The 18,179-nt window shown below is 67.0% G+C and carries 16 protein-coding genes; 2 read left to right on the top strand and 14 right to left on the bottom strand.

What is annotated here, in order from left to right:
* Positions 1-6: 6 nt before the first annotated feature.
* Complete coding sequence (locus ACZ1A1_RS02070) at positions 7-843, top strand: HTD2 family dehydratase (RefSeq protein ID WP_463618553.1); 837 nt, start codon at positions 7-9, stop codon at positions 841-843.
* A 20-nt stretch (positions 844-863) separates the two neighbouring features.
* Here the strand turns inward: ACZ1A1_RS02070 and ACZ1A1_RS02065 are convergent, their stop codons facing one another.
* The 14 genes from ACZ1A1_RS02065 to ACZ1A1_RS02000 form a co-directional block, all read right to left on the bottom strand.
* The gene (locus ACZ1A1_RS02065; protein ID WP_463618552.1) at positions 864-1,790 is read right to left on the bottom strand and encodes a nucleoside hydrolase; all 927 of its coding nucleotides are present in this window, start codon (positions 1,788-1,790) and stop codon (positions 864-866) included.
* Entirely contained in the window at positions 1,791-2,765 is a 975-nt protein-coding gene (locus tag ACZ1A1_RS02060) for an ABC transporter permease (protein ID WP_463618551.1), read from the bottom strand.
* 3 nt (positions 2,766-2,768) lie between these two features.
* On the bottom strand, positions 2,769-3,818 hold the full coding sequence (locus ACZ1A1_RS02055) for an ABC transporter permease (protein ID WP_463618945.1): 1,050 nt from the start codon (positions 3,816-3,818) through the stop codon (positions 2,769-2,771).
* A 54-nt stretch (positions 3,819-3,872) separates the two neighbouring features.
* Complete coding sequence (locus tag ACZ1A1_RS02050) at positions 3,873-5,414, bottom strand: ABC transporter ATP-binding protein (protein WP_119255348.1); 1,542 nt, start codon at positions 5,412-5,414, stop codon at positions 3,873-3,875.
* A 57-nt stretch (positions 5,415-5,471) separates the two neighbouring features.
* Positions 5,472-6,461: a BMP family lipoprotein gene (locus ACZ1A1_RS02045; protein WP_463618550.1), complete on the bottom strand. Its 990-nt coding sequence runs from the start codon at positions 6,459-6,461 to the stop codon at positions 5,472-5,474.
* 283 nt (positions 6,462-6,744) lie between these two features.
* Positions 6,745-7,740 (bottom strand): LacI family DNA-binding transcriptional regulator, encoded by a 996-nt coding sequence (locus ACZ1A1_RS02040; protein ID WP_463618549.1) that lies wholly within the window; start codon positions 7,738-7,740, stop codon positions 6,745-6,747.
* Between the two features lie 161 nt (positions 7,741-7,901).
* Positions 7,902-9,389 (bottom strand): sugar ABC transporter ATP-binding protein, encoded by a 1,488-nt coding sequence (locus tag ACZ1A1_RS02035; RefSeq protein ID WP_463618548.1) that lies wholly within the window; start codon positions 9,387-9,389, stop codon positions 7,902-7,904.
* Positions 9,386-10,456 (bottom strand): SMP-30/gluconolactonase/LRE family protein, encoded by a 1,071-nt coding sequence (locus ACZ1A1_RS02030; protein ID WP_463618547.1) that lies wholly within the window; start codon positions 10,454-10,456, stop codon positions 9,386-9,388. The genes ACZ1A1_RS02035 and ACZ1A1_RS02030 overlap by 4 nt, the downstream gene beginning before the upstream one ends.
* Positions 10,453-12,576 (bottom strand): ABC transporter permease, encoded by a 2,124-nt coding sequence (locus ACZ1A1_RS02025; RefSeq protein ID WP_463618546.1) that lies wholly within the window; start codon positions 12,574-12,576, stop codon positions 10,453-10,455. The genes ACZ1A1_RS02030 and ACZ1A1_RS02025 overlap by 4 nt, the downstream gene beginning before the upstream one ends.
* A 61-nt stretch (positions 12,577-12,637) precedes the next feature.
* On the bottom strand, positions 12,638-13,666 hold the full coding sequence (locus ACZ1A1_RS02020) for a sugar ABC transporter substrate-binding protein (protein WP_463618545.1): 1,029 nt from the start codon (positions 13,664-13,666) through the stop codon (positions 12,638-12,640).
* A gap of 83 nt (positions 13,667-13,749) precedes the next feature.
* Complete coding sequence (locus ACZ1A1_RS02015; RefSeq protein ID WP_463618544.1) at positions 13,750-14,736, bottom strand: ABC transporter permease; 987 nt, start codon at positions 14,734-14,736, stop codon at positions 13,750-13,752.
* 136 nt (positions 14,737-14,872) lie between these two features.
* Positions 14,873-15,871 carry a quinone oxidoreductase family protein gene (locus tag ACZ1A1_RS02010; protein WP_463618543.1) on the bottom strand — a complete coding sequence of 333 codons (999 nt, stop codon included), beginning with the start codon at positions 15,869-15,871 and terminating at the stop codon, positions 14,873-14,875.
* A 3-nt stretch (positions 15,872-15,874) separates the two neighbouring features.
* Positions 15,875-16,285 (bottom strand): carboxymuconolactone decarboxylase family protein, encoded by a 411-nt coding sequence (locus ACZ1A1_RS02005; RefSeq protein WP_415213871.1) that lies wholly within the window; start codon positions 16,283-16,285, stop codon positions 15,875-15,877.
* Positions 16,286-16,305: 20 nt separating this feature from the next.
* Complete coding sequence (locus tag ACZ1A1_RS02000) at positions 16,306-17,160, bottom strand: branched-chain amino acid aminotransferase (RefSeq protein ID WP_463618541.1); 855 nt, start codon at positions 17,158-17,160, stop codon at positions 16,306-16,308.
* A gap of 130 nt (positions 17,161-17,290) precedes the next feature.
* Between ACZ1A1_RS02000 and ACZ1A1_RS01995 the strand changes: the two genes are divergently transcribed.
* On the top strand, positions 17,291-18,169 hold the full coding sequence (locus tag ACZ1A1_RS01995; RefSeq protein WP_463618540.1) for a LysR family transcriptional regulator: 879 nt from the start codon (positions 17,291-17,293) through the stop codon (positions 18,167-18,169).
* Positions 18,170-18,179 lie beyond the last annotated feature (10 nt).

The raw sequence follows: 18,179 nt of genomic DNA, 5'->3' as shown, positions 1-18,179 counted from the left end.
AGCATCATGGATCTGGATATCGAGCACCTGAAGACATGGATCGGCGCCACGCGCGAAAGCCGCGACGTGATCTCGCCTCGCCTTGCCAACAGCCTTGCCGCCGTCCTCGACGAAACGCCGAGCCTTCGCGAAGGCGACGTGCCGCCGGCCGGCATCCACTGGTGCCTTTCCCCCGAGATCGCGCCAATGTCGGGGCTCAGCCCCGACGGGCATGCCGCCCGGGGCGGCTTCCTGCCGCCGGTGCCCCTGCCGCGTCGCATGTGGGCAGGCGGAGAACTGGTGTTTTCGGGAGAGTTCCGGGTGGGCGAGGAGGTGGTGCGCCGCTCGCGCATCGCCGACGTGGCGGTGAAGGCCGGCCGCACCGGCACGCTCTGCTTCGTCACCGTCACCCACGACTATGCCGGCGCGCGCGGGCACGTCCTCGCCGAGCGGCACGACATCGTCTACCGGCCGCTCGAAACGGCATCGCGCCGGCCGCCGGCCGAGACCGACCTGCCGACGGCCGAGCAATCCCATGAGGTGGAGGCGAGCCCGGTGCTTCTCGCGCGCTATTCGGCGGCCACCTTCAACGGGCACCGGATCCACTACGACCGTGACTATTGCCGGCGGGAAGAGGGCTATCCCGGCCTTCTCGTGCATGGCCCGCTTCAGGCATCGTTCCTCCTGCGGCTCGCCGGCCGCATGAATGGCGGACGCCAGCCGGGCCGCTTCGCGTTTCGCGGAACCGCGCCGCTTTTCGACGGCGGCACATTCACCGTCAATGCCGCCGCGAGCGGCGCCGGCCACAGCCTCTGGGTGCTGTCGCAGGATGGCACCGTCACCATGCAGGCCACGGCGGAATAGGCAGGTCCACGCCGCGGAGGCTATGCGGCCTCCAGCTCCACCCGGGCGTAGCGCTCTTCGAGGAGGGCGAACAGCCGGTCGTGATCGACATCGGTCATGACCAGGCAGTTCGGCGCGCGGCCGGCAAGCTCCCGCTTGGTGACGCTGACGACGCTCTGGCCTATGGCGAGGGGCGAAACGCAATCGACCTCGACGAAGCCTTCGACGCCGGAGAAGATTTCCGGCTCGATCAGATAGGCGATGACACAGGGATCGTGCAGGCAGGGATCGCCCGCGCCATAGGCGTTGAGCATGTCGGCGATGATGCCGCCGACCCTGCCGAGGCGCTTCAGCCGTGCCGTCCGCTCCTGCGTGATGATCGCCTTGTGGGTGACGTCGAGGCCGAACATCACCATGGGAATGCCCGAGGCCACGACCGCCTGGGCGGCATGGGGATCGAAGTAGAAGTTGAACTCCGCCCGCTCCTTGATGTTGCCCGGGCAGAAGGCGGCGCCGCCCATGAAGACGATGCGCCTGATCAGCGGCGCGATTCCGGGATCGATCGACAGGGCGACCGCGATATTGGTCATGGGGCCGAGGACGGCGAGGGTCACCTCGCCCGGCGCGGCGCGCACCTGGTCGATGATGAACTGCACGGCGGTGCGCCCGGCCGGCGCGGAGGCCGGCTTCGGCAGCCCGATATCGCCGAGCCCGTCATCGCCATGCACGGTGACGCCGGCACGCTCGGGATAGAGCAGCGGGCGGCCGCAGCCCTGGAAGACGGGGATATCCGTCCGGTTGGCAAGCTCGCAGATCAGCCGCGCATTGGCCTCCGTCTTTTCGAGCGGGATATTGCCGGCGACCGCGGTGATGCCGAGGATATCGACCTCGCTCGATCCGAAGGCGAGCAGGATGGCGGCGGCATCGTCGACGCCGGGATCACAATCGATGATAATACGTTCGGTCATTCAACGCTCTTTCGTATAGGGTATGCCGCCGGCCTTCGGCGGGATGGCGCGGCCCATGAAGCCGGCCAGCAGAACCACCGTGAGGACATAGGGGAGAGACTGGACGATCTGGGTGGAAAGCGCCGGCCCCAGCCCGAAGTCGAAGGCCTGGAAGCGGATCGACAGGGCTTCCAGGAAGCCGAAGAGAAGGCAGGCGAAGAGGACGGGAACCGGCCGCCATTTGGCGAAGATCAGCGCCGCCAGCGCCATGTAGCCCTTGCCGGCGGACATTTCCCGCACGAAGCCCGCCGACTGGGCGACCGAGAGATAGGCCCCGGCGATGCCGCAGAGGATCGCCCCGCAGAGCAGCGCCCGGTAGCGCAGCCAGTCCACGGATATGCCGGCCGTATCGACCGCGGCGGGGTTTTCCCCGACGGCGCGGAGGCGCAGGCCGAACCGCGTGTGGTGGAAGACCCACCACGTCACCGGCACGGCGGCGAAGGCGACGTAGACGAGAATGTTGTAGCCGGAAATGAGGTCGGCATAGATCGCCCCGAGGACGGGTACCGGGCGCATCTCCTCGGCAAAGGGCAATATCACCGTGGGGAAGCGCGCCTCCGGCTGGAGCTGCGGCGTCCTGCCACCGAGCGCAAACCAGCCCACCGCGAGGAGTACCGTCAGGCCCGACGAGATGAAGTTGATCGCCACGCCGGAGATGATCTGGTTGCCCTGATGCGTCACCGAGGCGAAGCCGTGGATGAGGCTGAGAAGGACGGCGACGAGGATCGCGAAGACGAGGCCGACCCAGGCGGAATCGAACTGGTAGGCGGCAGCGGCGGCAGCGAAGGCTGCAAACAGCATCTTGCCTTCGAGGCCGATATCCCAGACGCCGGAGCGCTCGGAGAAGAGGCCGGCAAGCCCGCACAGGACGAGCGGCACCGACAGGCGAAGCGTCGAGCTGAGGAGGAGGATGGCCGTGGTGAGGAATTCCTGCATCGCTCAGGCCTCCCGTTTCGAGAAGCGGAAGAGATCGACCAGCGAATAGACCGAGCTTCGGAACATCAGGCTGAGCGCCCCGGCGAAGAGGATGACCAGCCCCTGGATGAGCATGATCAGCTCCCGCGTGATGTTCGGCATCCAGAAGGAAATTTCCGCGCCGCCCTGGTAGAGGACGCCGAAGAGGACCGAGGCGACCGCGATGCCGACCGGATGGCCGCGCCCCATGAGGGCGACCGCCACCCCGACCAGGCCGATGCCGGCCGGGAAATCGAGCTGCAGCTTGCCGAGGTCGCCCATCAGGATGTTGACGCCGGCAAGGCCCGCCAGCGCGCCGGAGATCAGCATGCAGACGATGGTGATCTTGACATAGCCGATGCCGGCATTGCGCGCCGCAGCGGGATTTGCGCCCGTCGCGCGGATCTCGAAGCCGAGCTTTGTCTTCCAGATAAGGACCCAAACGAACACGGCGGCCGCGATGGCGATGAACAGGCTGATATTGAGCGGCGCCGTGCCGATATTGACGGGCAGGATCTCACCGAGTTTCGGCACGAGGCCGCCGGCATCGAAGAGGCGCGTCTGCGGCGCCATGCTGCCCGGCTCCTTGATCAGGTTGACGAGCACGTAGATCATGACCGACGAGGCGATGAAGTTGAACATGATCGTCGTGATGACGAGATGGCTGCCGCGCTTTGCCTGCAGATAGGCCGGGATGAAGGCCCAGGCCGCGCCGAACAGCATGCCGGCCATCGCCGCGGGCACGAGCGTCACGTACCAGGGAACGACCTTGTCGAGCGCCAGGCAAACGAGCGCGATGCCGAGGCCGCCGAGATAGGCCTGCCCTTCCGCGCCGATCGTGAAGAGGCCGGCATGCGACGCCACCGCGACCGCCAGCCCCGTGAACATGAAGCTGGTGGCGAAGTAGAGCGTGAAGCCGATCCCCTCGCCCGAGCCCAGCGAACCGCTGACGAGATAGCCCACCGCCTCCAGCGGATTCTGGCCGACGAAGAGCACCACCAGCCCCGAGATCAGGAGCGCGACGGCGACATTCATGAGCGGCAGGATCGCGAAATCGACGATCTGCCTTATGCTGAGAAAGCTGGCCACCTAGCCCCTCCCCTGATCTTCTTGCGTGACGCCGGCCATGAGCAGGCCCAGTTCCCGCTCCGAGGCATCCGGGCTCGCCTCCCCGACGATCGCGCCGTCGAACATGACGAGGATACGGTCGGAGAGCGCCCTGATCTCGTCGAGCTCCACTGAAACGAGGAGGATCGCCTTGTTCTGGTCGCGCAGCTCGATCAGCCGTCGATGGATGAATTCGATGGCGCCGATATCGACGCCGCGCGTCGGCTGGCCGACCAGCAGCATTTCGGGATCGTGCTCGATCTCGCGCGCCAGCACGATCTTCTGCTGGTTGCCGCCGGAAAAGAGCGAGGTGCGCAGATCCGGATTGGGCGGGCGGATGTCGTAGTCGGAAATATAGTCCTGCGCATAATGCTGGAGCTGGGAGCGCTTCAGCATCGGGCTCGTGCCGAATTCCGGCCGGCGGTGATAGCCGAGGCTGGCATTTTCCCGCAGCGGGAAGGACAGGATGAGACCGATGGCGTGCCGGTCCTCCGGCACATGGGCGACCCCGGCCGCGCGACGCCTGAACGGGTCGGCGGCGATCTCCTCGCCGTTGAGGCGGACCGTGCCGGAGTCCGGCACGCGGTTTCCCGCCAGCGCCTCGAGAAGCTCGGTCTGGCCGTTGCCGGCGACGCCGGCGATGCCGACGATCTCGCCGGCGCGAACGCAAAGCGAGACGTCCTTGACCATGCGCACGCCGCGCTGGTCGCGCACGTTCAGCCCCTTCACGTCGAAGACGACCTCACCCGGCTGTGAGGGCGACTTGTCGACGCGCAGCAGCACCCGCCGGCCGACCATGAGCTCGGCAAGGCTTTCCTTCGTCATCGACGCCGTCGGGGCGGTGGCGATCAGCTCGCCGCGCCGCATGACCGACACCGTGTCCGTCGCGTCCATGATTTCGCGCAGCTTGTGCGTGATGAGGATGACGCTCTTGCCCTCGTCGCGCAGGCGCCGAAGGATGCGGAACAGGTGATCGGCCTCGCTCGGCGTCAGCACGCCCGTCGGCTCGTCGAGGATGAGGATGCGCGCCTGGCGATAGAGCGCCTTGAGGATTTCCACGCGCTGCTGGACGCCGACCGGCAGGTCTTCCGTGACCGCCTCCAGATCGACCTGCAGCTCGTATTCCTTAGCGAGGCGCTGAAGCTCGAGACGGGCCTTGCGCCGGCTGGAGGAGAGGAACGCCCCCTCCTCCGCGCCGAGGATGATGTTTTCCAGAACGGTGAAGTTCTCGACCAGCTTGAAGTGCTGGTGGACCATGCCGATGCCATGGGCGATCGCCGCACGGCTGTCGGGAATCCCGACCTCCCTGCCGTCGATGCGGATCGTGCCGGAATCGGCCTGGTAGAAGCCATAGAGAATGGACATCAGGGTCGATTTGCCGGCGCCGTTCTCGCCGACGATACCGTGGATGCTGCCGGCCTTGACCGAGAGGTTCACATCCTTGTTGGCGACGACGGGGCCGAAGCTCTTGTTGATGCCGGAAAGCTCCAGCACATGCCGCGCGGAGCCGATTTCTGCTGCCATGGCCTCCTCCAGACTATGCTTGGAAGGGCAGGCGCCTTAACGCCTGCCCACCGTTCCTCAGAGGGGGCACTTGTCGTCCGACATGTAGTCATGGACCTTGAGTGTGCCGGCGGCGATCTCGTCCTTCGCCTTCCTGGCGGCCGCCTCGACCTCGGGGGTGATCAGGCTGCGATTATGCTCGTCCAGCGCCCAGTCGACGCCGTTCTCGGCAAGGCCGAGCGACTGCACGCCGCCGGTGAAGTGGCCTTCCTTGGCATCCTTCAGCGCATTGTAGACCGCGACGTCGACGCGCTTGACCATGGAGGTCAGCATGACGCCCGGATGCATGTAGTTCTGGTTGGAATCGACGCCGATGGCGAACTTGCCGGCATCCGCGACCTTCTGGAGAACGCCAATGCCCGTGCCGCCGGCCGCGGCGAAGATGACGTCCGCACCCTGGCCCATCTGGGAGGCCGCGATCTCGCCGCCCTTGACCGGGTCGTTGAAGGCGGCGTTCGTCGTGCCCGTCATGTTGCGGATGATGTTCGTCGCGCCGCCGGCCGCCGCGCCCTGCGCATAGCCGCAGCCGAACTTGCGGATGATCGGGATGTCCATGCCGCCGATGAAGCCGACGGCCTTGCTCTTGGAGGAGAGCGCCGCGATGAGGCCGACCACGTAGGAGCCCTGCTCTTCCTTGAAGGTGACGGAGCGGACATTGGGAAGATCGACCACGTCATCGAGCATCACAAAGTCGATGTCGGGGAATTCCTTGGCGACCTTGGCGAGCTGGTCCTTGTAGCCGAAATTCGTGACGATGACCGGGCTGAAGCCGCGGCTCGCAAAGTTGCGGATGCCCTGCTCCGCCTGGGAATCGGCCTGCGCCTCGAAATCGCGGTAGCTGGAGCCGGTGTCCGCCTTGAACTTCTCCGCGCCCGTATAGGCCATCTCGTTGAACGACTTGTCGAACTTGCCGCTCGTTCCGTAGACGATCGCCGGGTTGAAGTCGGCCGCCGCCGCGCCCGCCGTCATCGCCGCCAAGGCGACCGTCACCATCAGATGTTTCAGCATTGTCATTCCCCTCCCTGAATGCCGGGGCATGCCGCGCCGGCGAGACCGATCCTAATGTCTATACATATGACGGCCGGGCTGTTCGCTGTCAACAGGAAACCGGCCGTTTCCGCGTTAGTTAAACGTGTACCTAAGCGCAGGTAAACGTGTACTTTGGCAAAAGCCACCCCGTCAAGGCCTCTCGTAGCGCGGGCTAAATAACAGTGCCTGAATGTGGGTGTGGGACAATTTCATAGGTGCCATGACACGGGCACTTGAACGCCATCGGAAGCATCCCGCTCCGTCAGGTCGTGGTGCGGCTGACGACCGTGGGCATGATGGTGATGGCCTCGCCCTTGCGGTCCGGATCCTCGAGGAAATCGATGAGGGCGTTCGTCGCGACGCGGCCGGAATGGGCGATGCGCCGGTCGACGGTCGAGAGTGGATGCTCCAGCAATGGGGAGAGGTAGATGTTGTCGAAGCCGATCACCGCGCAATCTTCCGGCACGCGCCGGCCGCGCTCGCGCAGGGCCACCATCGCGCCGATGGCCAGCATGTCGTTCATGCAGCAGATCGCCGTGAAATCGGTGCGGTCGATGAGGTCCAGCGTCGCCTGATGGCCGAACCGGTGCTGGAATTCCTTGCAGCGCACCAGTTCGGGGTCGAAGGGAATGCCGGCTTCGGCGAGCGCGTCCCTGTATCCGGAAAGGCGGATCTGCGTATTCGAGCGGTGCGGCGCACCGCTGAGGAAGGCAATGCGGGTATGGCCCTTTTCGATCAGATGCCGCGTCGCCCGGAAGGCGCCGCTGCGATAGTCGGTATCGACCGTCGCGACGAGCTGCGCCACCGGGCCGATCTCCCGGTCCATGCAGACGACGGGGATGCGAAGGGCATCGAGAAGCTCCGTATCGGGAATGACGTCGCTGGCGGCGAGCAGCACACCATCCACGCGGTGCCCCCCGAAGGAGGTGAGGTGCGCCGTCTCGATCTCCGCGATGCCCTCGGAATTGCAGACGAGGGTCGTGTAGCCGCGCAGGCGCGCGGCGTCGTCGCAGGCGCGCACCAGTTCCGTGAAATAGGGATTGAGGATATCGGGAACGATGATGCCGATGACATGCGACTTGCGCGTGACGAGCGAGCGCGCCAGCGAATTCGGCGTGTAGTTCAGTTCACGGGCGAGCGACAGGACCTTCTGGCGCGTCTCGTCCCCGATCACCGAATCCTTCCGGTTCAGGACCTTCGACACCGTCGCGGTCGAGACCCCGGCCTGTCTCGCAATATCCTTGATCGTAACCGCCACGAAACCCCACCATTGCCCGCCCGATGCTCCTGTTATCGGCGCATTGGTTCGTGTCGTCTAGCTTGCCGCCGACACGAATGTCCATAGCAGGCTCGCCATGCGGCCGGTCCAGCGGTGAGATGGCGGGAAGGACGCGATGCCCTGACGGCGCGTCGCGCCGTTCAGTGCACCGCGGCGTACATGATGCTCTCGCTCGACGCGTCGATGGGCGAGAACTCCTCCACCACCCGGCCCTGCCTTGCGACGAGGATACGGTCGGAGAGGGAGAGGATTTCCGGCAGGTAGGAGGAAATCACCACCACGGCCAGCCCCTCGTCGGCCAGCCGCTGGATGAGCGCATGGATCTCGGCGACCGCACCCACGTCGACGCCGCGCGTCGGCTCGTCGAAGATGATGAGCCGCGGCTTCTGGATCAGCGCCTTGCCGATCACCACCTTCTGCTGGTTGCCGCCGGAAAGCTCGACGACGCGCGCTTCCGCGCCGATGGAGCGGATGGCGAGCCTGTCGGTCCATTCCTCCGCCAGCGCCTTCATCTCCGCCATGGAGACGAAGGGGAAGCGGTTCTGCCCGGCCGCCAGCAGCCCGGCATAGAGGTTTTCGGCGATCGACATGTTCTCGAAGAAACCTTCGAGCTTGCGGTCCTCGGTGACATAGACGATGCCGTCGGCGACCGCCGGGCCGGGCGTGGCATAGCGCACGGGACGGCCTTCGTATTCAATGGCGCCGCCGCGCAGGAAATCGCGCTTGAAGACGCCGGCGACGATCTTGGCCGTCTCGGTGCGGCCGGAACCGACGAGGCCGAAGAGGCCGGTCACCTGCCCGGCGAAGACGGAGAAGGACGTGTTGCGGACGAGCGCGCCCATCGAGACGTCCTCGACCGAAAGCACGCGCTGTCCGGCCGGCCGCGTGCGGGTGCGCGGCGCAAATTCGGTGGCGAGCTCGCGGCCGACCATCGCCTGCACGATGCGTGCCTGCGTCAGGTCGCCGGCCTTTTCCGCCAGGACCTTCCTGCCGTCGCGCATGACGGTGATGCGGTCGGACATCTGCAGCGCCTCTTCCAGCGCATGGGTGATGAAGATGATGGCGACGCCCCGGGCGCGCAGGCGGTCGATCAGCGAGAAGAAGTGCCGCCGCTCCTCGGGTGTCAACGTCGCCGTCGGCTCGTCGAAGATGATGACCTTGGCATTCAGCCGTACCGCGCGGGCGATCTCGACCATCTGCCGCTTGGCGGCGCCGAGGCTGGAGACCAGCGCCGTCGGGTCCACAGTGAAGTTCAGCGATTGCAGGAACTGCTGCGCCGCGATGGTGATGCCGCGCAGGCGGTTGAACGCCTTTTCATGGCCGAGGAACAGGTTCTGCGCCACGGTCATCGAGGGCACGAGGCTGGTTTCCTGATAGACCATGGCGATGCCGCGGCGCAGCGCCTCCGCCGGCCCCTCAGCGCGCAGCGGCTCCCCCTGATAGAGGATTTCGCCGCCTTCGGGCGGATAGACGCCGGCCAGAAGCTTGCTGAAGGTGGACTTGCCCGCCCCGTTCTCGCCGAGCAGGGCATGGACCTCGCCCGCCGCGAGCGTGAAATCCACCGCATCCACCGCGACATTGCCGTGGAAGGCCTTGGTCAGCGCGCGCGCCTCGAGGATTGCTGTCATGGCTGGGCCTCCCGGCTCGGGATATCGACGATCTCGCCCGCCCCTTTCAACGCGACCAGCCGCGCCTGCGGCAGGTCCAGCACAGAGACCGCGCCGTGGCGCTGGCCATCCGCGCGCGAATGCAGGCTGGCGAGCGGGCGGAACGCCGCGTCCAGCCGGGCGACGAGGCCATAGGACCGCGCCGGCGCCCAGGGCTTGCGCACGCCCATCGTGCGCACCCCGCCGCGCTGCAGGGGCTCCAGGAAGCTTCCGCCCGAGCGCAGCGCGGGGGCGATCCAGTAATCCTGGGGCACGGTGGCGATCATGTCGGCGCGGAAGCGGTCCTCGCGCAGCACGAGCTCGATCAGCCGGTTGCGCGGGGCGAAGACCGGCAGCCACCAGCCGCCGCCCTGCGCCGGCGAAAGCCGGCCCGGATAGCCGGGGATGCGGTCGAGGACTGTGCGCGGCCGCCCGCCACCGAGGGCGACGAGCCGATGGGCGAAGGCCTCAGCCACCACCGGCGCGCCAGCTTCATCGAGCGCCAGCCCGGTCGGGAAGGCGAGCCCGTCGGCGATTCGCTCCGCCTTGCCGCCGGCAAGGTCGAGCCGCCAGACGGCGCCGTCGCGGCGCTTGCGCATCAACGCCGGCACCCATTCCGTTGCGGCATGGCTGGCCGAGCCCTGCGCGGCCAGCAAAGTGCCGTCATCGTTCGCCAGCAGCGCCGTCGCCGAGACGGCGGCGGGAAAGGCTTGGCGCAGATCCCGGCTTGCGCCATCGCGCCGAAGGATCAGGCCGCCATCTGCCAGCGCCACGACGAGCCCGCCGCCCGGCAGAGCCGAAAGCGCGGTGATGGGGGCGGCGAAGGTTTCGGCCGGCTTGGCCTCCTTCCCCTCCAGCCGGTAGAGCACGGGGCCGCCGGTCAGCCAGATCGTCCCCTCGCCGTCCTCGGCGAGATTGTCGGCCTCCGGCAGCGCGGCCACTTGCGCCGCCGTTTCCAGCTGCGTGTTCGGTTTCCACGCGCCGTCATAGGGCGGGATGGTAACGGCTTCGCCGCGGAACGGGTCGAGCAGGTGGTCGAGAAACGTCATGCCCTGTTTCCCCAGTAGGAATTCCAGCTCGTCCAGTCCGGATCGGCATCCGGCAGGCGGATGCGGCCGATGCGGTTGTTGAGGATGCCGCCGATATAGAGCCAGCCCTTGTGCTCGCGCATGGAGGTGACCATCGGATGGGCCGCGCCGCCGAGGTCGCCGAGGGTGGCGACGATGGCGCCCGTCTCGTCGAATTTCACCACGCCGCCGGTGTTGATGTTCGGGAAAAGCCAGTCGTCCTGCGGCAGGTTGCGCGTCATGCGCTTGCGCATGGCGGGGTGGCGGAGCGCCAGGTCGAAGCTCGGCGTGCGCATGCCGAGCCATGCCATCCAGTAGGTGCCGTCCGAGGCGCGGTTGATGTTGTCGGGATAGCCGGGCATGTCGCGGATCACCGTTTCGAGCTGGCCTTCCTTCGGCCCGGCGATCCAGTAGCGGTGCACCGAGCAGGCCCAGCTTTCGGCGATCAGCAGCGACTGGCCGTCATGGGAAAGGCAGACGCCGTTGGCATAGCGCAGGTTCTTCAGCACCGTGCGCGTCCTGCCGGTCTTCGGGTCGTGGACGAGGAGGCGGCCGGTCGGACGGCTCTCGATGGAATCCAGCGCCCAGTCATGGGCATCGTAGCGCGTGGTGGAATCGGTGAACCAGATGCGCCCGTCCGGGCCGATGTCGCAGTCGTTGGGATCGCGCAGGCGCGCATCGTCGACGACGGAGAAGAGCGAGCGCCGCGTTTCGGTGGAGAGCTCGCGCACCCCGCCGTCCTTCGCCACGCCGTAAAGGCCCATGGCGCCGACGCAGGAGACGATCTGCCCGTCGCGGGCCATGGCGAGGCCGAGCGGAAAGCCGCCGATATGGGCGAACACTTCGGAACGGGTGTAGTCCGGCGCGAACCAGCGCACGATCTCGCCATGGCGCGTGCCGGCATAGAGATTGTCGTCGGCGTCGAGGATCACGTCCTCCGGCCCCTCCACCGTGCCGAGCGCGATGGGCTCGGCCGAGGCCAGCGCATCGTTCAGCGCATAGGCCGTGCCGGAACCCGGCAGCGCCGATTGGGCGGGCTGCATGGCATGGTGCAGCGGGGCGACATAGACTTCCGACAGCACCTTGTGGCGGTTCTTCAGCCAGCGCACGTCGAGAACGATGGCCGCCGCCAGCAGCAGCCCGACGATGAGCTGGCTGGTGCCGGTGCCCGCGCCCATGCGGATGAGGCCGTTGGTGATGAGCAGCACGACGATGGCGCCCATCAGCCCCTTGGCGATGGAGCCGCGCCCGCCGCCAAGGCTGTTGCCGCCGACGACGGCGGCGGTGAGGGCGGCAAGCTCCAGACCGAGCCCCGTTCCCGGCCCGACGCCCGAAAGGCGCGCGGCGAAGAGGAAGCCGGCGAGGCCGCAGGCAGCCCCCGAGATGACATAGGTGAGGAAGATCGTGCGGCGCACATCGATGCCGACATTGAAGGCCGAGCGGCGCGCGCCGCCGACGGCGGTGAAGTGCCAGCCGATGCGGGACCGGCTCATCACCAGATGAGCGACGAGCGCGAAGGCAAGCGCGATCAGCGCGCTGATCGGCTGGCCCCAGACCGCGCCCATACCGATATGGTCGAACGTATCGTTGAACACCGGCGAGCTCTGGATGCGAGCGCCCCATGTGGTGATCAGGATGTCGTAGATCGAGCGGCCGATGATGAGCGTGACCAGCGTGGTCAGGAAGGCGCGCAGGCGCAGGTAGCCGACGAGAAAGCCGTTGAGCGCGCCGAACAGCGCACCGGCCCCGAGCGCGGCGAGGAAGGCCAGCCACACCGGCCCCTCGGCGATATAGATGACAGCGAGGGTCGCAAAGGCGCCCAGCGCGAAGATGGAACCGACGGAAAGATCGATGCCGCCGCCGATGATGACGACCGTGAGGCCGAGCACGACGATCAGGAACTCGCCGAGCTGGCGGGTGGTGTCGAGGAGGCTCGACGGCGCGAAGAAGCCCGGCAGGAGAATGCCGAAGGCAGCCACCACCACGACGAGGAAGGCGAAGGGCACGAGATTGTCGGCCCAGCTCTTCGACAGGATTTCGCCCAGGAGGTGATCGGGCACCCGGTTATAGCGCAGGCGGGTCAGTCTTTCACGAAGCGTCATTCGGGCCGGTTCCATGGGGGTGGAGGAGGCGGGCCGCTGGCCGGCCTCCTCCCTGTCTTCATTACTTCTTGGCGGCAGCCTCGATGGCGGCCTGGCTCCAGCAGGTATCCGGCGTCAGGTCCTTCTTCGAACGGGCGATCTCGTGCGTATAGAGATAGGTCTTGCTGTCGCCCGGCTTGATGCCGCTCTGGAGCAGGATCTTGATGGCGGCCACGACGTCCTGCGACTGGCGCGGCAGCTCGCTCGTCACGATGGCGCCGAAGGTGCCGTCCTCGATGAGCTTGCAATCGATCGCCTCGCCCGAGCCCGTCGTGGCGAGGAAGATCTTGTCCTTGAGGCCGGCGTCGCGGATCGCCGAGGCGGTGCCCTGCGCCGTCGCATCCCAGAAATCGACGATGCCGCAGACGTCCGGATGCTGCTGGAGGATGGTGGCGGCGGCATTGCGCGCCGTCGTCGCATCCCAGTTGGAATCCGCGGTGCCCGCGACCGTCCAGCCCGGATTGCGCTCCAGCACGGCCTGCACGCCGGCCCACTGGTCGAGGCTCGACGAATTCACCTGGTCGCCCTGGATGACGGCGATCTTCTTGGAGGAGCTTTCACCGCAATGGTCGATGACGGCCTGCGTCTCCAGTTCGCCGAGGCGCTTCCAGTCCGAGCCGGCGAAGACGTCGGAGGCGTAGTTCGACGGATTGTCGAGCTGGATGACAAAGATGCCGGCCTCCTGCGCGCGCTTGAAGAGGCGCGAATAGGAGTTGAGGTCCGGCGTCTGGACGATCAGTACGTCCGGCTTTTCGGCCGAGGAGATCAGATCGGTGATCGCCTGCGCGCCGGCATCGACGCTCCAGTTGGGATCGCGCGTTTCCCAGATGCCGCCGAACTGCTTGACTTCCTCGCCGATGAAGTGGTTCCAGCCCTGCGCCAGGTCGAAGCCCATGGTCATGGGCACCATCACCACGCGCTTGCCTTCCAGCGCCGAGCGATAGGCCTCGGGGCCGGGATTGGTCTCCTGCGCCTGTGCGCCGATGGCGGCGCCCGCAAGGCAGGCCCCCGCCAGGACGACGCGCCGGAGTGTCTTTCTCAGATTGCTCATGTCATGCCTCCGCTAGGATGCGCCCCTCTCCGGGCCGCGATTGTTGCCATTGTTCACGGGCATCGGGCCGCGTGGCCCTCCGCCTAGATGTCACCCTGCTGACTGGTCTGCTCGTCGCGGGGATTGAGTTGCCCATCAAGGATGATCGCGCCGAGCAGGATCAGCGCCTTGATGAGATTCTGGTGGATGTTCGGCAGGTTGAGGATGGTCATGCCGTTGAGCAGGATACCGATCAGCAGCGCGCCCACCACCACGTTGCGCATGCCGCCCTTGCCGCCGGAAAGCCCGATGCCGCCGATCACCACGACCAGCACCACGTCGTAGAGCAGGGCCGAGTTGACCAGCCGCGTGTTCATGCTCTGCAGGCTGACGGCGCTCGCCATGCCGGCGAGCCAGGCGAGGAGGGCGCTTGCGACGAAGGAGGCGACGATCAGCGGGCGCACCGGAATGCCCATGGTGCGCGCGGCCTGGAAATTGTCGCCCATCAGGTAGAGGAAGCGGCCCGGCCGCGACCAGCGCAGCAGCACCAGCGCCACCGCCACGACGGCGAGAAAGACGACGACGTCGAGCGGCAGGCCGAAGATGCGGGCCTTGCCGAGCCAGAGCAGCGTTTCGGCCGTCTCGGGAATGTAGATGACGTCCTGCGAGAGGATCTGCGAGCGGACGAAGCCGAAGACGAAGGCGCTCGACGCCAGCGTGGCGAACAGCGCCGAGACGCCGGCATAGGCCACCATGAAGCCGTTCATCGCGCCGAGCCCGATGGTGATCGCCGCAACGAGCGCGCTCGCCGACCAGAGCGACCAGCCCGCCTGCAAAAGCTGAAGCTGGATGGCGACCGTCACCACCATGATCGAGACCATGGAAAGATCGATGCCGCGCCCGATGACGACGATGCCCATGCCGGCGGCGAGGATGCCCAGCACGGAGACGCTGCGCACGATGTTGAGGAGGTTCGCCGGCGCGGTGAACCCGTCGAGCGCCACGGCGAAAACGACGAACAGCACCACCGCCATCAGGAGAACGATGGTTTCCTGCGTGAATATCTTGAACAGGGGTCGGCTGCCTGGCACCTGATGATTTCCGTCTAGAGCATTCGGATCGGGCACGCCCGCGGATTAAGGTGATACTGCCGGACCTAACTACCGACAATATCTATAGATTTTCTTTTACATACTGAATCGGACAGGTTTTTGCGGGAACGGGGTGTCACGCGGAAAATCCATCCATCGTCAAGATCGTCGATCCGGTCGTCGCGCGCCCTTCGAGCGCGCGATGCGCTTCCGCCGCCGCGCGCAGCGGCAGGCGTGACGCCGCACCGGCGCGAAGGCTTCCCGAGACAAGCCGCGAGAACAACGCGGCGCTGCGCTCGCGGCGCTCTTCGGCGCTCGTCAGATAATCGAAGACGACGGGCCGGATGGCCGACTTGGACCCCGCCGCCAGATCGGAAATGCGGAAGCCCTCGATCGGCCCGGATGCCTGGCCGAAGCTCACGAAACGGCCGTGAGGGCGCAGGCAGGCGAGCGAGCCGCGCCAGGTATCCTTGCCCACCGCGTCGAAGACCGTGTGGCACAGGGCGCCGTCGGTGAGATCCGCCACCCGGGCGGCAAAATCCTCGCGGCGGTATTCGATCACGGCGTCATATCCGTGCGCCAAAGCCAGTTCGGCCTTTTCCGGCGAGCCGGCCGTGCCGATGGCGCGCGCGCCGAGGGCGGCGATCCACTGCCCGAGCAGCAACCCGACCCCGCCGGCGGCGGCGTGCACAAGGACCATCTGCCCCGCCTGAACGGGCGCGGCGGTGGACACCAGCACCTGCGCCGTCAGTCCCTTGAGCAGGACCGAGGCGGCCAGCGCCGCGTCGATCCCGTCCGGCAGCGGGATCAGCCTGTCGGCGGGCATGACGCGCATCTCGCGATAGGCGCCAGTGCGCTCCAGATAGGCGACGCGCTGGCCGACCGAAAGCGTCTCGACGCCCGGGCCGAGCGCGACCACCGTACCCGCCGCCTCCGCGCCCGGCACGAGCACGTCACCCGGCCAGGGATAGAGCCCGGAGCGGTAATAGGTGTCGATGAAGTTGAGCCCCGCCGCTTCCTGGCGGATCAGCACCTCGCCGGGGCCGGGCGTTTCCACCGCAAGCTCCGTCCATTCCAGGACGTCCGGCCCGCCGGGTTGGCGCGCGATGACCGCGCCTGCCTTGATCGCGGCCATGTCTCAGCTCTCGACCAGGAACTGCGGATCGATCGGCAGTTGCAGCGCGTTGAGCAGGGCATTGGTCTGCGAGGCCATGCCGATCACCGCCAGAAGCTCGGCGTGCTGATCCTCGGTCATGCCCTTGGCTTTAGCCGCCGCCGTGTGGGAATGGACGCAATAGCTGCAGCCATTGGCGACCGACACGGCGATATAGAGCATTTCCTTGACCACCGGATCGAGCGCGCCGGGCTTGACCATGATGTCCTTCAGGCCGGACCAGATGCGCTCCAGCGTATCCGGCTGGTTGGCGAGCGCCCGCCAGACATTGTTGACGAAATCGGACTTGCGGGTGGCGCGGATGTCGTCGAACACCGCCTTGACGCGCGGGTTCGCTTCGGCTTCGGCGTCGGTCCACAGGCGAACGGTACTCATGGCAAGTCTCCTTCCGGGCGTCAGCTATGCGCCCAATCCCAGTAAAGCTGCCGCGCCCGGCGGGCGAGCGGGCCATAATCGAAGGTGCGGTCGTCGAAACCGAGAACCGGCATGACCTTGGAAATATTGCCGGTGCTGAAGATCTCGTCGGCCGCCCGGAAATCCTCGACCGTGAGCGTCTTCTCGTGCACCGCAACGCCATCCGCGCGCAGCAGGCCGATCACCCGCTGGCGGGTGATGCCGTCGAGGAACGTGCCGTTCGGCACCGGCGTGAACACCTCGCCGCCCTTGGCCATGAACACGTTCGAGGTCGCCAGCTCCGCCACATTGCCGAGCGTGTCGCAGACCAGCGCATTGCCGAAGCCCCTGGCGCGCGCCTCGGCCAGCATGCGGGCATTGTTGGGATAGAGGCAGGCGGCCTTGGCGTTGACCGGCATGGTCTCCAGCGTCGGACGGCGAAAACGGGTCGTCGTGACGGTGAAGCCGCCGGGCACGGCCATCGGCCGCTCCTCCAGGCAGAGGGCGAAGGCCGTCGATGCGGGATCGGGCGCGACGACGCTCGCATCGCTCTCCTCCGCCCAGTACATGGGGCGGATATAGACGGCGGCGTCTGGCGGGAAATGCGCCAGCCCCTCCTGCACGCGCTCCATGATCTGCGCGGCGGTGAGCGTTGGCCGGAGGCCAAGCGCGCGGGCGGATGCGTTGACCCGCTCCGCATGGAGGTCGAGATCGGGAATGACGCCCTCGAAGCGGCGCGCGCCGTCGAACACCAGCGAGCCGAGCCATGTCGCATGCGAGCCGGCGCCGAGAATACGCACGTCGCCCGCGTGCCATTGGTTCTCGTACCACGTCCAGACGGAAGGCGCTTGCGACATCGGAAACCTCGATTTTAATGGTCCCGCACCCTACGCACAGCTTGCTTCATGCGTCCAATGCAAATATCCCTCGGCAACGCATGCAGGATCGGCATGAATCGGCGGGGGACGGGCGGTGGACGAGCGGCTGTTGAAAAGTTTCGTGACGACCGCCCAGCTCGGCAGCGTCACCTCGGCGGCCGAGCGGCTGAACCTCACCCAGCCCGCCCTGTCGCGGCAGATCCAGCGGCTGGAGCAGGAGCTCGGGCTAACGCTCTTCCAGCGCAGCGGCCGCAACCTGCGCCTCTCGGTGCAGGGCGACCGGCTGCTGATCGACGCGCAGGCCGTCCTTGCCGCCAGCAAGCGCCTCCATGACGCGGTCGCCGAGATGCGCGAGGGCGAATGCGGCCTGCTGCGCGTCGGCGCCTGCTCCCAGGTGATCGAGCGCCATATGAGCGAGGTGCTGCCCGCCTGGAAGCAGGACAATCCCAATATCGACATAAGGCTGGAGGAAGGCGGCGGCGCCGAGCTTGCCCGCCGGCTCGACGACAACGAGCTGCATCTGGCGATCAACGCCCGCCATTTCGCGCGGCCCGACCGTTTCAGCCGCGTCGATATCGGCGCGATGCGCGTGCGCGCCTTCTCGCTCCCCTCGGTCTTCGCCTGCGAGACCGGGACCATCACGCTGGCGCAACTCTGCCGCCAGCCGCTGCTGCTGCTCAATCGAAGGCATTTCACCCGTGAGCTGCTCGAAACCGCCTGCCAGGCGGAGAGCTGCCTCGCGCAGCCGACGCTGGAATCCTCCTCGCCCCATACGCTGCTGGCGATTGCCCGCAGCAGCGGCGGCGTCGCGGTCGTGCCCCATCTCGGCACCGGCCCCGTGGAAGGGCTGGTCGCCTACGACATCCTGCACCGCGGCAAGCCGCTCGACTTCGAGATGTCGGCGATCTGGCCGTCCTCGGTGCCGCTCCCCGGCTATGGCCAGCGCTTCATCGCCTATCTGCGCGACCGGCTCCTGCCCTCGGCCTGAGCGCCGCGAC

This window comes from Shinella sp. R2-11 (genome assembly GCF_055330205.1).
The sequence above is the reverse complement of the archived record's forward strand: the minus strand, read 5'-3'. Positions and strand labels throughout refer to the sequence as shown.

Excerpts from the sequence above, each read along its gene's own strand:
- ACZ1A1_RS02070 (WP_463618553.1), top strand. The coding sequence starts at position 7 with ATGGATCTGGATATCGAGCACCTGAAGACATGGATCGGCGCCACGCGC.
- ACZ1A1_RS02065 (WP_463618552.1), bottom strand. The coding sequence starts at position 1,790 with ATGACCGAACGTATTATCATCGATTGTGATCCCGGCGTCGACGATGCC.
- ACZ1A1_RS02060 (WP_463618551.1), bottom strand. The coding sequence starts at position 2,765 with ATGCAGGAATTCCTCACCACGGCCATCCTCCTCCTCAGCTCGACGCTT.
- ACZ1A1_RS02055 (WP_463618945.1), bottom strand. The coding sequence starts at position 3,818 with ATGAATGTCGCCGTCGCGCTCCTGATCTCGGGGCTGGTGGTGCTCTTC.
- ACZ1A1_RS02050 (WP_119255348.1), bottom strand. The coding sequence starts at position 5,414 with ATGGCAGCAGAAATCGGCTCCGCGCGGCATGTGCTGGAGCTTTCCGGC.
- ACZ1A1_RS02045 (WP_463618550.1), bottom strand. The coding sequence starts at position 6,461 with ATGCTGAAACATCTGATGGTGACGGTCGCCTTGGCGGCGATGACGGCG.
- ACZ1A1_RS02035 (WP_463618548.1), bottom strand. The coding sequence starts at position 9,389 with ATGACAGCAATCCTCGAGGCGCGCGCGCTGACCAAGGCCTTCCACGGC.
- ACZ1A1_RS02030 (WP_463618547.1), bottom strand. The coding sequence starts at position 10,456 with ATGACGTTTCTCGACCACCTGCTCGACCCGTTCCGCGGCGAAGCCGTT.
- ACZ1A1_RS02025 (WP_463618546.1), bottom strand. The coding sequence starts at position 12,576 with ATGACGCTTCGTGAAAGACTGACCCGCCTGCGCTATAACCGGGTGCCC.
- ACZ1A1_RS02020 (WP_463618545.1), bottom strand. The coding sequence starts at position 13,666 with ATGAGCAATCTGAGAAAGACACTCCGGCGCGTCGTCCTGGCGGGGGCC.
- ACZ1A1_RS02010 (WP_463618543.1), bottom strand. The coding sequence starts at position 15,871 with ATGGCCGCGATCAAGGCAGGCGCGGTCATCGCGCGCCAACCCGGCGGG.
- ACZ1A1_RS02005 (WP_415213871.1), bottom strand. The coding sequence starts at position 16,285 with ATGAGTACCGTTCGCCTGTGGACCGACGCCGAAGCCGAAGCGAACCCG.
- ACZ1A1_RS02000 (WP_463618541.1), bottom strand. The coding sequence starts at position 17,160 with ATGTCGCAAGCGCCTTCCGTCTGGACGTGGTACGAGAACCAATGGCAC.